The sequence below is a fragment of the Rugosimonospora africana genome (assembly GCF_016862975.1).
Taxonomy (GTDB): domain Bacteria; phylum Actinomycetota; class Actinomycetes; order Mycobacteriales; family Micromonosporaceae; genus Rugosimonospora; species Rugosimonospora africana.
The window spans coordinates 28,743-43,568 of record NZ_BONZ01000112.1 but is presented as its reverse complement, the minus strand read 5'-3'; the positions used below and the strand labels follow the sequence as shown (position 1 = coordinate 43,568).

13 protein-coding genes are annotated in these 14,826 nt (G+C 72.2%); 6 read left to right on the top strand and 7 right to left on the bottom strand.

Annotated elements, in window-relative coordinates:
- Nucleotides 1-169 precede the first annotated feature (169 nt).
- Together Raf01_RS45620 and Raf01_RS45615 are read left to right on the top strand one after the other, a co-directional pair.
- Nucleotides 170-1,378: a glycosyltransferase family 4 protein gene (locus tag Raf01_RS45620; protein WP_203924415.1), complete on the top strand. Its 1,209-nt coding sequence runs from the start codon at nt 170-172 to the stop codon at nt 1,376-1,378.
- On the top strand, nt 1,375-2,634 hold the full coding sequence (locus tag Raf01_RS45615; protein ID WP_203924414.1) for a glycosyltransferase: 1,260 nt from the start codon (nt 1,375-1,377) through the stop codon (nt 2,632-2,634). Before Raf01_RS45620 ends, Raf01_RS45615 begins: the two co-directional genes overlap by 4 nt.
- A 30-nt stretch (nt 2,635-2,664) precedes the next feature.
- On the opposite strand, the gene Raf01_RS45610 is transcribed toward Raf01_RS45615, so the two are convergent.
- Nucleotides 2,665-3,579, bottom strand: a complete 915-nt coding sequence (locus Raf01_RS45610; RefSeq protein ID WP_203924413.1) for a glycosyltransferase — start codon at nt 3,577-3,579, stop codon at nt 2,665-2,667.
- Nucleotides 3,580-3,626: 47 nt separating this feature from the next.
- Between Raf01_RS45610 and Raf01_RS45605 the strand changes: the two genes are divergently transcribed.
- Nucleotides 3,627-4,376, top strand: coding sequence for a class I SAM-dependent methyltransferase (locus Raf01_RS45605; RefSeq protein WP_203924412.1), 750 nt, complete (start codon nt 3,627-3,629; stop codon nt 4,374-4,376).
- Nucleotides 4,377-4,382: 6 nt separating this feature from the next.
- Here Raf01_RS45605 and Raf01_RS45600 read toward each other — a convergent pair whose 3' ends face one another.
- The 6 genes from Raf01_RS45600 to Raf01_RS45575 form a co-directional block, all read right to left on the bottom strand.
- On the bottom strand, nt 4,383-5,699 hold the full coding sequence (locus Raf01_RS45600) for a lipopolysaccharide biosynthesis protein (protein ID WP_203924411.1): 1,317 nt from the start codon (nt 5,697-5,699) through the stop codon (nt 4,383-4,385).
- Nucleotides 5,639-6,808, bottom strand: a complete 1,170-nt coding sequence (locus Raf01_RS45595) for a class I SAM-dependent methyltransferase (protein WP_203924410.1) — start codon at nt 6,806-6,808, stop codon at nt 5,639-5,641. The genes Raf01_RS45600 and Raf01_RS45595 overlap by 61 nt, the downstream gene beginning before the upstream one ends.
- 96 nt (nt 6,809-6,904) lie before the next feature.
- Nucleotides 6,905-7,978 (bottom strand): lipid II:glycine glycyltransferase FemX, encoded by a 1,074-nt coding sequence (locus Raf01_RS45590; RefSeq protein ID WP_203924409.1) that lies wholly within the window; start codon nt 7,976-7,978, stop codon nt 6,905-6,907.
- A gap of 31 nt (nt 7,979-8,009) precedes the next feature.
- Nucleotides 8,010-8,831 (bottom strand): GNAT family N-acetyltransferase, encoded by an 822-nt coding sequence (locus Raf01_RS45585; protein ID WP_203924408.1) that lies wholly within the window; start codon nt 8,829-8,831, stop codon nt 8,010-8,012.
- The gene (locus Raf01_RS45580; RefSeq protein ID WP_239134500.1) at nt 8,828-9,508 is read right to left on the bottom strand and encodes a sugar transferase; all 681 of its coding nucleotides are present in this window, start codon (nt 9,506-9,508) and stop codon (nt 8,828-8,830) included. Before Raf01_RS45580 ends, Raf01_RS45585 begins: the two co-directional genes overlap by 4 nt.
- A gap of 176 nt (nt 9,509-9,684) precedes the next feature.
- Nucleotides 9,685-10,818, bottom strand: coding sequence for an aminotransferase class I/II-fold pyridoxal phosphate-dependent enzyme (locus Raf01_RS45575; RefSeq protein ID WP_203924407.1), 1,134 nt, complete (start codon nt 10,816-10,818; stop codon nt 9,685-9,687).
- Between the two features lie 576 nt (nt 10,819-11,394).
- Between Raf01_RS45575 and Raf01_RS45570 the strand changes: the two genes are divergently transcribed.
- From Raf01_RS45570 to Raf01_RS45560, 3 genes are read left to right on the top strand one after another with little or no spacing between them, the layout of a single operon-like run.
- A complete protein-coding gene (locus Raf01_RS45570; protein ID WP_203924406.1) occupies nt 11,395-12,435 on the top strand; it encodes a polysaccharide biosynthesis protein in 1,041 nt (346 codons plus the stop codon).
- Complete coding sequence (locus tag Raf01_RS45565) at nt 12,432-13,553, top strand: polysaccharide biosynthesis C-terminal domain-containing protein (RefSeq protein WP_203924405.1); 1,122 nt, start codon at nt 12,432-12,434, stop codon at nt 13,551-13,553. Before Raf01_RS45570 ends, Raf01_RS45565 begins: the two co-directional genes overlap by 4 nt.
- A 35-nt stretch (nt 13,554-13,588) precedes the next feature.
- Nucleotides 13,589-14,824 carry a glycosyltransferase family 4 protein gene (locus Raf01_RS45560; protein ID WP_203924404.1) on the top strand — a complete coding sequence of 412 codons (1,236 nt, stop codon included), beginning with the start codon at nt 13,589-13,591 and terminating at the stop codon, nt 14,822-14,824.
- Nucleotides 14,825-14,826 lie beyond the last annotated feature (2 nt).

Here is a 14,826-nt window from a genome sequence, read left to right as displayed (position 1 = left end):
CCCCGTGGTTTTTTACCGGTTTCGGCCGATCTGAGCGGCTACGGTACCTTTGCCAGCATAGGGCCGGCTGAGCCGGTTTGAGAGCTTAAAAGGTCTATTCAGCCTTCAGTCACGTATTCGAACGTAAGGTCGTTATATCCGCGAACTACGTCGCAGGGAGGGGTCTTCGATGACGTCGCGCGCACGCTCGCTCGCCGCGACCGGGATGGAGGGCGACCGGGTGCGGGTACGGGTGCTCGCCACGTGCGGATGCTTCGAACCGGGGTTCCGCGGCGGCGGACCGGTCAGATCACTGGCGGCGATAATGGCGAGCCTGCCCGGGCACGTCGACCTGCTGCTCGTCACGCGGGACCGGGACCTCGGCTCCGCGCAGCCCTATCCCGGGCTCTCGGGCCGGTGGGTCGACCGGTACCGCTCACGGATCTTCTACCTCGACACCCGCCGGCCGGGACAGTGGTTGCGGCTGTGGCGCGCGCTCCGCCGGGACGAGTACGACCTGTTGTACGTCAACAGCCTCTGGGCGCCGGTGTTCACCGTGGTGCCGGTGCTCGCCGCGCGGCTGCGACTGATCCGTGCGGCGACCGTCCTGATCGCACCGCGCGGCGAACTGTCCGCGGGCGCGCTGTCGCTCAAGGCCGGCAAGAAGCGACTGTTCCTGCGGTGGTGGCGACCGTTCCTGCGCGGCATGGACACCGTCTGGCACGCCTCCACCCGGCACGAGGCCACCGACATCAGGTCCGCGTTCCCGTGGGCAAGCGTTGAGATCAATCAGGATCAGAGCCAGCTGCCCGCCGAGCCGATGCCGGCGACCGAGCCGGAGGCCGGTCCGGCCCGGCTCGTCTTCATCAGCCGGATCAGCCCGAAGAAGAACCTGGAACTGGCTCTGCGGGCCCTGCCGCTCGTCGGCGGGCGGATCGACTTCGACATCTACGGACCACGGGAGGACGCCGCGTACTGGGCGCGCTGCGAGGCGCTGATCGCGCTGCTGCCGCCCACCGTCCGGGTGCGGTACCGCGGCGAACTGGCGCCCGCCGCCGTTCCCGGTACCTTCCACGCCTACGACGCCTTCGTCTTCCCGACGCTGGGGGAAAACTTCGGCCACGCGATCGCCGAGAGCCTCTCCGCTTCCTGCCCGGTGATCTGCTCGGACACCACTCCGTGGACCGACGTGCTGGACAAGGGCGGCGGGCAGGTCGTCCGGGACCTGACCGTCGACGGTCTCGCCGCGGCGCTGCGATCGGTCGTGTCGATGTCCCCGGACGCGCGGCTTCGGGCCAGACTGGCCGCCGGCGAGGCGTACCGGCGGTGGCAGGCGCAGTCGATAAAGATCAACATCTTCGAGCAGGTGCTGTGTTCTTCCCGGGCGGTGGGTCGATGACAACTCGGCGGCGCCGGAGGATCGCTCTGGTCAGTCACGGGCTGAACGCGGGCGGCGGAGTGGCGACCGTGAGCCGGTGGCTGCACGACGCGCTGATGGCCGCCGAGGGCTACTCGGTCGACGTGCACACCCTCGCGACCTCCAGCCGGGATCCCAGCAGCCGGCGCCTGGTCGCGCCCGGTTCGTGGCCGCGCGGCAGCCTGGCCACGCCGGCCGGCGGCCCGTCCGCGAAGCACTGGGGCGCGAACGCCGTCGAGCTGGAATTCATGCGGTACCGCCCGCGCCGCGAGCTGACCGCCGTGCTCCGCGGGTACGACCTGATCCAGGTGGTGGCCGGCAGCCCGGCGTGGGCGTCCGCGGTGGTCGGAACCGGCATTCCGGTGGTCCTGCAGGTGGCCACCCGGGCCTGCTGGGAACGCGCATCGCAACTGGTCGAGCAGCCGCTGCCGGCCCGGGCCTGGCGCGGCGCCATGACCAGGCTCACCAGCCGTGCCGAACGGCGGGCGCTCGCCGGCGTCGACGCCGTCCTGGTGGAGAACGCGACGATGCTCGCCTGGGTCCGCTCGCTCAACCAGGGCCGGGTCGTCAAGGCGGCACCGGGCGTGGACACCTCGTTCTTCACGCCGCCGGACCACCCGTGGCGGCCCGACGGCCACCTGCTGTCGGTGTGCCGGCTGGGCGACACGCGCAAGGGCCTCGACCGGATGGTGCGCGCCTACGCCGAGATGGTCCGCCGCAACGACGCCGTACCGGATCTGCTGCTGGTCGGCCGGGGCGAACTGCCGCGACCGGTACGCGACCTGGTGACGAACCTCGGGCTGAGCGGCCGGGTCGTCGTCCACCGCGACGTCGGCCTCGACGATCTCGTCAGGCTCTACCAGGACGCCTCGGTCTTCCTCCAGACCTCCCACGAGGAGGGGCTGGGGATGACCGTCCTGGAGGCGATGGCCTGCGGGCTGCCGGTGGTGTCCACCGAGACGGCCGGCAGCGTCGAGACGGTACAGGACGGGCAGACCGGGTGGCTGGTGCCGCAACTGCCCGCCGACCGGATACCGGCCACCATCGCCGAGCGGACGCTACGGGTGCTCGCGGACCCGGGCTGCCGCTTCGGTGTCCACGCCCGGGAGCGCTGCACGGCCCACTTCTCCTCGGACGTCGCGCTGGGACGCTTCACCTCGGTCTACGACGACCTGTTGGGCGTCGCGACGCCGCGCGACGACCCAGACCAGTCGCCGACCAGTCCGGCTCGCGTCTGACACCGCGCGACGACCCAGACCGGTCGCCGGCTACGCGCGGAGCGCTTTCGAGCCGATCAGCCGGTCCGGGAAGGGCTCCCCGGCTAGCGGGCCCTCCGCCGCGGCCGGCTTGCGCCGCCAGGCGTGCGCGAGGGCCAGGACGCACAGCCGCGACGCGGTCAGGTCGTTGCGTTTGACCAGATCGGCGAGTACCACCCGGGGCAGCATCAGCACCGCGCACGTCCAGTTCAGGACGGCGGGCAGCAGGCCGAAGCAGGACCGCGTGTACCAGACCCGGTTGCGGGTGGAGTAGTAGTTCCAGCGCGTACCGATGACCCGCGACCCGTGGTGGATGGCGACCGCGTCGCCGCGGCACAGGATCCGCCAGCCGGCCCGCCGCGCCCGGATGCACAGGTCGGCGTCCTCGGCGCCGAGGAAGAACGAGCCGTCCATGCCGACCCGCTGCGCGACCTCGCGGCGGATGAACATCACCGCACCGGTCACCCAGACGCACTCGACCGTGACCGGACCGGGATCGATCAGCACCCGGGGTACCCGCCGCCACCGGGTCAGCCGGGCCGCGCCGGACTGCAGCGAGTTGTCCTCGCGCCGCAGCACCGGGCCGACGACCCCGACGTCCTGCTCGCCGAGCAGGGCGTCCAGGCACCGCTCGAAGGTCTCCCGGGGCAGCGCGATGTCGTTGTTGAGCAACACCAGCGCCTCGGTCGAGCGGCCGCGGGCGGCGGTCATGAACGCCTCGCCGTACCCGAGGTTGCGGTCCGGCACGATCCACTCCACCCGACCGTGCAGCGCTTCCGGCCGGGGCGACCGGTCGTTCGCCACCACCACCACGTCGGTGTCGAAGCCCGCCAGGTGATTGGCGAGCCGGACGGTCGGTTCGAGGTCGCCGTAGTGCACGATGACGGACGTCGATCGCCGCCCCGCCGGCGGGTTCGTCTCGTTCATTTCGGACATACTAATCGTTCTGATGCTTATTTGACTATGATACGGCCATGTCGTATGAAAAGTGGCGCCACCTGGTCGCCGAGCGCACCCCGGCCCCGGTCCGGAACTGGGTCTCCGCGGCCCGGCTGGCGCGGCTGCGCCAGCGCAACTCCTCACGGTCGGCACAGGAGGTGTTCTCCGAGGTCTACGCCGCCCGCCAGTGGGGCGCCGGGGACGACTTCGACTCCGGCTCGGGCTCGCGCGGCGACGCCGCCCTGGGCTACGCGGACATCGTCCGGTGGCTCATCGAGCAGAGCGCGGGGCGCAGTGCGGTGGACATCGGTTGCGGCGACTTCCGGGTCGCGTCCCTGTTCGCCGACGCGCTGGAGAGCTACCACGGGATCGACGTCGTCCCCGACCTCGTCGCGCGCAACAGCGCCCTGCACGGCCGGCCGGGCGTGCGGTTCTCGGTGCTCGACGCGGCAACCGACGAGCTGCCGCCGGCCGACATCTGCCTGGTCCGCCAGGTTCTCCAGCACCTGAGCAACGACCAGATCACCAGGATCCTCAAGCGTTGCGGCCAGTACCCGCTGGTGCTGGTCACCGAGCACCTGCCGGCTCCGGAGCGGACCGGAGAACCGAACCTCGACAAGGCACACGGCCCGGACACCCGGCTGGACCGCGGCTCCTGGGTGGACATCTCCCGCCCCCCGTTCGACTGCGCACCGGTCGTCGAGGTGCTCCGGGTACCGGCGCCGACGTCGCAGTACGCCGACGGCGAGGTGCTCAGTACCCAGCTCTGGCGCCCGCTGTCCTGACCCGGCTCACCGGGACGGCGCCGCACCGGCGGCGGCCGGCTCGGGTACCGGCAGCGCCGAGGGCGCGACCGACCGCCGCGACCGGATCGCCACCAGGAACACGGCCGAGGACAGCGCGTACCCGGCGCCGGGGACGACCGCGATCGCGGCGGTCGGCCAGTGCTGCGCCGAGGCCAGCCCGAACCCGGCCGCGACGACGGCGACGCTGGGCAACCGGAACAACAGGACCCGGCTGCCCAGCCCGACGATCAGGCACTCGTGGGCCAGCAGGTAGTCGACGGACTGGATGACGCCGACGCCGCACAGCACCGCCACGATCGGTACCGCCGGCAGGAACGCCGAGCCGTACGCGCCGGCGACCCACAGCCGGCCGCCGAGCGCCAGCGGGGCGGCCACGGCCAGCGCGATCCCGGCGGTGCGCCACAGCTCCCGGCCCAGCGCGCCGTGCCGGTCGGTGAACGTGCCGCCCTGCCGGGAGAACCAGTGCATGCCGCGCGACTGGCCGGCGGCGAGCACAGCGCCGGAGGCGGCCAGGCCGGTGGCGTAGAAGGCGACGATCTCGGGGCGGAACAGTGCCGTGACGGCCAGCAGGTCGAACCGGTACTGCAACAGAGTCACCCAGCTGCCGGGCGCCAGGCGTACCGAGTCGGCGACCGTGGGACGGGCGGAGACCGACGGTCGGCGGCCCCGGTCGCACCGGTACCACAGCCACAGCGCCGTGGCGACGGCCTGGCAGACCGCGACGCCCATCAGCCACGCCGGGTACGCCCCGGAATCCACGGCGAGCAGCCCACCCATGGCCAGCAGCGAGGCGGCCTGCGGCACGATGCGCGCCAGGTTGAACTCGATGCCCATCCGGCCCATCCGCTGCGCCTCGGAGGCGCCCAGCGCGCTGAACTGGTTGGCCAGCACCACGAGGATCGCGGCGGTGAACACGATCCAGTCCGGGCGCAGGAACGCGGACAGCCCGGCGAGCACCGCCAGGGCCGCGCCGACCGTCAACGCCATCGGCGCGAGAAGCTCGCGCGGCTTGTGTCGCCCGGGAGTCCAGTCGTCGAGCACGAGCACCTGCGGCAGGCCGCCCAGCGCGAAGATGCCGATCGTCGCGGCCCAGGTCTGCCAGGTGACATAGTGCCCGCGCCCGTTGGGGCCGAGCACCCGGGAGACCAGGATGCTGGACAGGATCCCGGTGACCAGGAGCCCGCCGTTGGTGAGCAGCGTCGCCGAGCGCCCGGACAGCAGGGTCGGGTAGGTGCGCCGGTTCATGCCTCGGGCTGAGGTGCCCGCGGTGGGGCCGGGCGGCGGGACCGGGGGGTGAAGCACGCGCCGAGCGTGGCCGGCCGGTAGCTGCGCCGTACGTCCGGAATCTCGCGCAGCGGCGAGCGGTCGATCACCTCCGACATCCAGGCCAGCGAGCGCGCCGCCCGGCGGCGGAACCGCCACGGCAGGCTGCGCGCCCGCCGTACCGCGAGGGACGGCTCGCCCGACGCGGTCAGCAGCGGGGGCCAGGTACCCCGCCGCTGAACCGCCGGCCGCAGGGCGTCGATCACCCGGCCCGGTACCGCGGGGAAGGTCACCTCGCAGTGCGCGGCGGCCGCCAGCTCCCGCATCGCCCGTACGCCGAACCAGAGCAGGTGCACCGGCGGGAGGTCGGTGTCCCACACCGCGTGCGCCGGGCTGGCGTCCCGGTTCGGCGTGGTCGCGAGGACGCAGCCGTCCGGGCCGAGCAGTTCCAGCGCGCCGGCCAGGACCCGGGCCGGCTGCGGCACGTGCTCGATCAGTTCGAGCGCGACGACGAGGTCGGCGGTCGCCGGTCGCCGGTCGGCGAACTCCTCGCTGGTCAGGAACCAGTCGTCGTGGCCGAAGCGCCGCCGGGCGCGTTCGATCGTGGTACCCGAGATGTCGACGCCGTAGCAGGTGATGCCCGCCTGACGCAGCGCGTACGTCAGGTGCCCCTCACCGCAGCCGAAGTCCACCACGGTCGCGCCGGCGCGCAGCCGGTGACGGACGTGGTCGCGGACGTACCAGTAGGGCAGCTCGCAGGAGGCGAGCAGGTCCAGCGGCTGCGGGTGGCGGGACACCGCGGCGGCGTACCCGGCGTACCGGTCGTACCCGGGCAGCATCTCGGTGTGCCGGTAGATGGCGTCGTACAGCCCGCCGGGTACATCCAGCCGGCTGCTGAACCGCAGCAGGCAGCGCGGGCACTCCAGGACGCACACCTGGTACCCCTCGATGTAGCCGTCGAAGTCGCCGGACACCCGGTCGCTCGCGGTGCCGCAGGTCGGGCACGGTGCCCCGGACGGTGCCGGGCGGCCGCGCTCGGTCGCTGCCCGCGATTCCCCCAGGGTGCCGACCCGTGACGCGGGCACGGTCGTCGCTGGTCCGGCACCCGGCCGTTCGCCGTCCCCACCGGGACGCAGTGCTTGATCCACCTGACGCCTCAAAACCCCGAAACCCAATGAATGCCGCGAATCACGCTAACAGTGCCATGGGGGATAAATATCCGATTCGGGAATTCAGGGATCAAACTAGGCACGGTACCCGGGGAAGAACCCCGGATCGGGTACCCAGCCGGGGTCGCGGCGCCGCGCCTCTGCGCCGTGCTCCGCCGTCAGCCGCGCGTACTCGCGCTCGTCCAGCACCCGGGTCCCCACCGAGTACGGCACCAGCCCACCCGGCGCGAACGCCCGCTTGTACCGGAAGATCCCGTCGTCCGGGGCGTGCCCTCCGCCGAGCACGAACCGCGTCATCCCCCGCGCCCGGCCCCAGGCGCACGCCTCGACCTTCAACAGGTCGTTCGGCCGCAGGTCGAACGCGGCCCGGTCGGTCCCGCCGAGGTAGGAGTACATGGTGCCGGCCGAGGCCAGCACGAGTTCGGTGGACACCACCCGACCGCCGTGCAGGGCGTGGAAGAACGCGAACCGGCCGGGCATCTCCCGCACGATGGTCTCGAAGAACTCGCGGGGGAAGTAGAAGCTCGCCGCGGCCTGCCGGCGGTCCATGGTGCCGGCGTAGATGCGCAGGAAGTCGTCCAGCCGGGTGCCTGCCTCGTCCACCTCGACCGTCACGCCGCCGCGCCGGGCCTTGTTCACGTTCTTGCGTACCTTGTGCTCGAAGCCCCGCCACGCCTCGTCCTCTGGCACCCGCAGGTCGCACACGACGTTGACCAGCCTGGGCTCGACCCGGCCGGGATGGGGCAGCCGCTGTTCCTCGAACAGGGACAGCCGGGTGAACTCCGAGACGACCCGGCGGTCCCGGCAGAAGTCGTCGAAGGCGGCCCAGAACTGCTTGGCGTCCGGCTCGTCGAGCGGTCCCGGGCAGAACGCGCCGGCGTACCCGTACGCGCTCGTGATGTCGTAGCCGGCCGCGGCGTCTGTGGTGTCTGCGGCCTCCGGGGCCCCGATCGGGCGCAGGATGAACGGGTACAGCACCGGACCGGAGCCGGTCTCCGCGTACGCGGCCAGCGGCTGCTCCCCCGCGCCGGCGAACAGGCCGACGTAGGCGGGGTGCGCGTACACCTCCCGGGTGGGCAGCGCCTCGTGCGCGGCAAGCCAGCGGCCACGCTCGCGGGCGTCGCGAGCGTTCCAGATCTCGAACCTCATGCCGGTCGCGACCGCCTCGCCGGCGCGGCGCTCACCTGCGCCACGGCGCGCGCGCCGAACGCCGCTGGTCGTAGTCCATCGGCCGGCGCAGTGTGCCGAGCGACATCCGCATGCGGACGAAGCGCGCGAACCATCCCGGGGTGGATCCGGCCGTCGCGCCGGCCCGCACCGAATACACCCGGGACGGCACGAGCAGGTCCGACAGCGCCTGGGCGAGGACCACGCCGGCGGTACCCGGCTCGACGCGCAACACGTCGCCCACGGTACGCACCTTGCTCACCTGCCTGGCGTGCCGTACCGACAGGTCCCCGAACCCGTACGCGATGCGCTGCGCCTCGAAGGCCGGCCAGTCGAGGATCCGGACCGGTACCCGTCCCGGGGAGTCCTCCTCCGGTGGCACGTGCTCCCACCACGAGTACCCCATCTCCTCGAAGCCCATCTTCTGGTAGAGCGCGTAGGCGCCCACGTTGTCCACCGCGACGTCCAGCCCGAGCGCCGGGATGCCCAGGTCGCGAGCCATCCGGACGCCGTCGTCGAGCAACCGGGTGCCGTAGCCGTGCCCCCGGTACGGCGGGCGTACCGAGATCCCGTTCAGGAACAGCTGACCGCTCATGATGCGCCAGTCGGCGACGGCGATCACCTCACCGGCGACCCGGGCCGCGCGCAGGCACACGGTGCGCTGCCCGGGCGGCGGGGACAGCGCCGCGGCGAGGAACGTGGAATACCCGCTCGCGTGGTACGCGACCAGCCCCTGGCACTCTGTCGGTACCGACGCGCCGAGCAGCCGGACGGCGGCCCGCCGGGCGTCGGAGTCGCGGCTGTCGATGGACTGGATGTCCTGCTCGCCGATCATAGGCGGGACATCCCCCTCTCCTGGTCGAGGTCGAGCATGTCGCCGGCCGGATCGGCCGAGACACCGGAGCTGGCGAACACCCGGCCCACCGTGCGCAGCGCGATCCTGGCGTCCAGCGCCAGCGACCACTGCGCGACGTACCGCGCGTCCAGCCCGAGGCGTTCATCCCAGCTGGCCGCGTTGCGGCCGGTGATCTGGGCGAGGCCGGTGATGCCCGGGCGCACCGCGAACCGGGCCAACTCCGCGTCGGTGTAGCACCGGTCGTACCGGGGCAGCAGCGGTCGCGGCCCGATCAGGCTCATCTCGCCCCGGAGCACGTTGACCAACTGGGGCAGTTCGTCGACGCTGTACCGGCGCAGCAGGCGGCCCAGCCGGCAGGAGCGTTCGCGATCGGGCAGCAGCCGGCCGGACGCGTCCCGAGCGTCGGTCATCGTCCGGAACTTCAGCAGCCGGAAGTGCCGCATGCCTCGGCCGGTCCGCTGCTGGGTGAACAGCACCGGCGAGCCGAGGAGCAGCCGTACCGCCACGGCCGCGACGAGCAGGACCAGCGACGCGAGTACCAGCACCAGCGCCGCGACCGCGACATCGGCGACGCGCTTGACCACCAACCGCGGCCCCGCCGGACCGGCGAACGCCCCCGGGTCGGCCGCCGCCCGATCTGCCCCGGGGTCTGCCACGTTCCGACCCGCCGCCGGGTCTGCCGCGTCTTGACCCGCCGCCGCGTCTTGACCCGCCGCCGCGTCTTGACCCGCCGCCGCGTCTTGACCCGCCGCCGGGTCCGTGGGCGCCGGGTCTGGGGGCGCCGGGTCTGGGGGCGCCGGGTCCGTGGGCGCCGCCGGGCGCAGCGCCGGGTTCACCGCTCGTCCAGGAACTGGCCGATGGCGCCGAACACCCGGCCGATCTGCGCGTCGCCGAGCGACGACCCGCTGGGCAGCGCGAGCCCCGTCTCGAACAGGCGCTGCGCGGCGCCGGTGAGCACCGCGTGCGTACCGGCGAAGACCGGCTGCAGGTGCATCGGCTTCCAGATCGGGCGGGACTCGATGTCCAGGGCGGCCAGGTGCCCGGCCAGATCCTGCGCGCACCAGCCGGCCGCGTCCGGGTCCACCACGATCGTGGTCAGCCAGCAGTTCGCGCCGGGGTCGCCGTCGCCGAGCAGGCGTACGCCGGGTACCGCGGCGAACAGCTTCGCGTACCGTTCGCGCAGCGCCCGGCGCCGGGTCAGCATCCCGTCCAGCCGGACCAGCTGAGCGCGGCCGAGCGCCGCCAGCAGGTTGGACAGCCGGTAGTTGTACCCGACCTCGGTGTGCTCGTAGTGCGGCAGCGGCTGCCTGGCCTGGGTCGACAGGTACCGGGCCCGTTCGGCGAGCAGCGCGTCGTCGGTCACCAGCATCCCGCCCCCGGACGTGGTGAGGATCTTGTTGCCGTTGAACGACAGCACCCCGGCCCGGCCGAACGACCCGGCGGGCCGCCCCCGGTACGTCGCGCCCAGTGCCTCGGCCGCGTCTTCGAGCACGGGTACCGAGGCGGCGGCGCACACCGGCAACAGCTCGCCGTAGTCCACGCAGGAGCCGAACATGTCCACCGGGACCACCGCGGCGACCCGCTTCCGGGAGACCCGCAGGTGGCGCAGGAGCTGGGCGAGCAGGCCGACGTCGACGTTGCCGGTCGCCGGGTCGCAGTCGACGAAGACCGGCTCGGCGCCGGTGTACATGACGGCGTTGGCCGTGGCGACGAAGGTGAGCGTGGGCACCACGACCACCGTGCCGGGCCGGGCCCCCAGGGTCTGCAGGGCCAGGTGCAGCGCGGCGGTACCGGAGCTGAGCGCCACGGCGTGCGCGGTGCCGGCGCGGGTGGCGATCTCCCGCTCGAACGCGTCGACCTGCGGCCCGAGCGGCGCGACCCAGCCCGACCGGAGGGCCTCGACGACGTACGCCTCCTCGACCGGTCCGACGTCCGGGGCGGACAGGTACACCCGGTGGTTCAGCATGGCGACGCCGCCGGGCCGGTCGCGGAGGCTGAGCCCATCGCGGAGGCTGAGCCGCTCACGGAGGCTGAGCCCATCACGGACGCCGCAGCCATCACGGAGGCTGAGCCCATCACGGACGCTTTGCTCTGCTTACCTGGACGCAACACTCGAACGCCGTTTGTGTTGCGTGGAGGTAAGCAGAGCAAAGGCTGCCGCAGAGACCACCCTCGCGCGTCGGCCAGGGAGGCGAGGGTGGGCCCGGCGGATGCGGCGGCGAGCCCGATGGATGCGACAGCGAGTCCGGTGGCGCGGCCACCAGCGAGAAGTACGAGCCCCATGCGGCAGGACCTCCGACCCAGACGACACCGTAAAGCTCCTCCTGGGTTCTACCAGGTCGATCGGGCACATATCGCCGTTTCCGGAGACTTCGCGATTTCTAGGCGGTTTGCGGGTAAATTAGCCGCCTATCGCCCTGAGCCTGACTCAAACCATCTTGCCCGATATTGGATCGTTTAACGGATAACCAGCGCCTTTGTAGTTCGTTGACCGGGATGCTGAGTAAGTACCAGTACGAACCAGATCAGAGGGTGTACGGGGATGAGCTTCCTGCCAGCGGGGTGCCGGGTATTGATCACGGGGGGGACGGGCTCCTTCGGCCAGACGATGGTGCGTCGGCTGCTCCGCCAGGACGTGGGCGAGGTGCGGGTACTCAGCCGCGACGAGGCCAAGCAGGACACGATGCGCCGCCGGATCGGCGACGACCGGGTGCGCTACCACGTCGGCGACGTGCGCGACTTCGACACGGTGCTGCGCGCCACCCGGGAGGTCGACTTCATCTTCCACGCCGCCGCGCTCAAGCAGGTCCCGTCGTGCGAGTTCTTCCCGCTGGAGGCCGTGCGTACCAACGTACTGGGCAGCGCGAACGTGATCGAGGCGGCGGAGACGTGCGGGGTGCGGTCGGTGGTGGTGCTGTCCACCGACAAGGCGGTGTACCCGGTCAACGCCATGGGCATGAGCAAGGCGCTGATGGAGAAGGTGGCCCAGGCGCACGCCCGCAACAATCCGCGCAGCCGCACCACCGTCTCCTGCGTGCGCTACGGCAACGTGATGTTCTCCCGCGGTTCGGTGATCCCGCTGTTCATCGAGCAGATCAGGGCCGGCCGGGCGCCGACCGTCACCGACCCGTCGATGACCCGGTTCCTGATGTCGCTGACCGACTCTGTCGAGCTGGTGGAGCACGCCTTCACCCACGCCCGGCCGGGAGACGTGTTCATCCGCAAGGCCAGCGCGTGCACGATCGGCGATCTGGCCACCGCGCTGTGCCAGCTGTTCGACGTGCCGGCAAAGCTCGACGTGATCGGCGTGCGGCACGGCGAGAAGCTGGACGAGACGCTGGCCAGCCGCGAGGAACTGGCGCAGGCCGAGGACTTCGGGGAATTCTTCCGGGTACCGCTGGACGCCCGCGACCTCAACTACGCGCTGTACGTGTCCGACGGCGATCCGGCCGGCGCCAGTTCGGCGGCGTTCAACTCGTCCAACGCGCACCGGCTGGCGGTACCGGAGATCATCGCTCTGCTCCGCACGCTACCCGAGGTCAACGAGGAGTTGGCCGCCGCCGAGCTGGTGATGGCGTCATGAACCTGGCCGTCACCGGTGCCGGCGGATTCCTGGGCTGGCACGTACGGGTGTTCCTGCACGCGCTGGGCTGGCCCGAGCCGGTCGTCCTCGACCGCACCGACCTCGCCGACCCGTTGCTGGTCGCGAGCCGGATCAGCGGCGTCGACCGGGTGCTGCACCTGGCCGGCGTCAACCGGGGAAGCGACGAGGAGGTTGCCGCCGGCAACGTGGAGCTGGCCGGGGCGCTGGCCCGGGGCCTGCGCCGGTGTGCGGTACCGCCGGCGACGGTGGTGTTCGCCAACTCGGTCCAGGCCGGCAACGGCACCGCGTACGGGGACGCCAAGGCGGTCGCGGCCGCCACCCTGGCCGACGCGTGCGGCGGTTCGGAGTTCGCCGACGTACGGCTGCCCAACCTGTACGGGGAGCACGGCCGGCCGTTCTACAACTCGGTGGTCGCGACGTTCTGCCGTCAGTTGGCGCGGGGCGGCGAGCCGGAGGTGCGCGACGACCGGCAACTGGAGCTGGTGCACGCCACGGACGCGGCGGCCCGGCTGGTCGGCGCCCCGGCCGGTGGCCCGTGGGACGCGACGATGCCCGCGAAGCGGGTCAGCGTACGGGAACTGGCCGGCTGGCTGGGCGCGACCGCCGCCACGTACCGGACCGGCGACATCCCGGCGCTGCGCGACCGGCACGACGTGCGGCTGTTCAACACGTACCGCTCGCACTGCTTCCCCACCCACTACCCGATACCGCTGGTGCGTCACGCCGACGCCCGCGGCGAGCTAGTCGAGGTCGTCAAGGCGCACAGCGGCGGGCAGACGTTCCACTCCACCACCCGGCCCGGAGTCATCCGGGGCGAGCACTACCACCTGGCGAAGGTGGAACGGTTCGCGGTTCTGCGCGGCAGCGCCGAGATCGCGCTGCGCCGGGTCGGTGGCGACGAGATCGTGCGGTTCGCGGTCAGCGGCGACGACCCGGTGGTGGTGGACATGCCGGCGATGTGGGCGCACAACATCGCCAACACCGGGCGGGACGAGTTGTTGACCTGCTTCTGGAGCAACGAAATCTTCGATCCCCGGCGCCCGGACACCTATCCGGAGCCGGTGCGGCTGGACGACGTGATGATGGCGGCGGCGTGATGGGCAATGACAGCGGGACGGCGCCGGGCGGGCGCATGAGGATCGGCATCCTGTCCCAGTGGTACCCGCCGGAGCCGGCTTTCATCCCCGGCGAGCTGGCCGGGGAACTGGCCTCCCGGGGGCACGAGGTACGCGTGCTCACCGCGTTCCCGTCGTACCCGGAGGGGCACGTCTACCCCGGGTACCGGCAGCGCTGGAACGACCGCACGACAACCGGGGCGATCACGGTGCGGCGGGTGCCGGCATATCCGAGTCACGACAACTCCGCCGCCCGCCGGGTGGCCAGCTACCTGTCCTTCGCGGCCACCAGTTCGCTGGCCGGCATCCGGTACCTGCGTGACGTCGACGTCATCTACGTGTACCACCCGCCACCGACCGCGTACACGGCCGCGGGACTGCTGCAACTGGCCCGGCGGATCCCCACCATCCTGCACGTGCAGGACATGTGGCCGGAGTCGGTCACGGCCTCCGACATGGCGCCGGGCGGCCGGGCGGGCTCGGCCGTGCACCGGGCGCTGACCGCGACCATGCGCCGGCTGTACCGCGCCGCCTCCGGCATCGCGGTCATCGCGCCGTCCATGGCCGGCCTCGTCATCGAGCGGGGCGCGGATCCCGGCAAGGTCCGGGTGGTGCTCAACTGGACCGACGAGAACATGTTCCGGCCGGTACCGGTGACCGGCGCCGCGCGTGAGGCCATCGGCTACCGCGACCGGTGCACGGTGATGTTCGCCGGCAACGTGGGCCCGTTCCAGCGGGTACAGACCGCGGTGCGAGCCGCCGCCGAGGTGGGCTCCCGGATGGACCTGGTGATCGTCGGGAACGGGCCGCAGGAGCAGGAGGTGCGCCGGCTCGCCCAACAGCTGCGGGCCACCAACGTGCGGTTCCTCGGCCGCCGGCCGGTGCAGGAGATGGCCGGGCTCTACGCCGCCGCCGACTACCAGTTGCTGACCCTCCGCGATCTGGCCGCGCTGCACGGCACCGTACCGTGCAAGCTTCAGGCGGCGCTGGCCTGCGGCTCGCCGGTCATCGTCTCCGCGGCCGGCGACGCCGCCCGGTTGGTGTCCTCAGCGGGCGCGGGATTCACCTGCGCGCCGGAGGACTGGCGGGCGCTGGCCGCCCGGTTCGCCGAGGCGGCCGAGGTCCCTGACCGGCAACGGGTGGCGATGGGCCACCGGGCCCGCCGGCTGTACGAGGACCGGATGTCGCTGGCGGTGGGCGTCGACCAGATCGAGGACATGCTGTCCAAGGTCGGGCTGCGGGCCGAGTCGTGAGC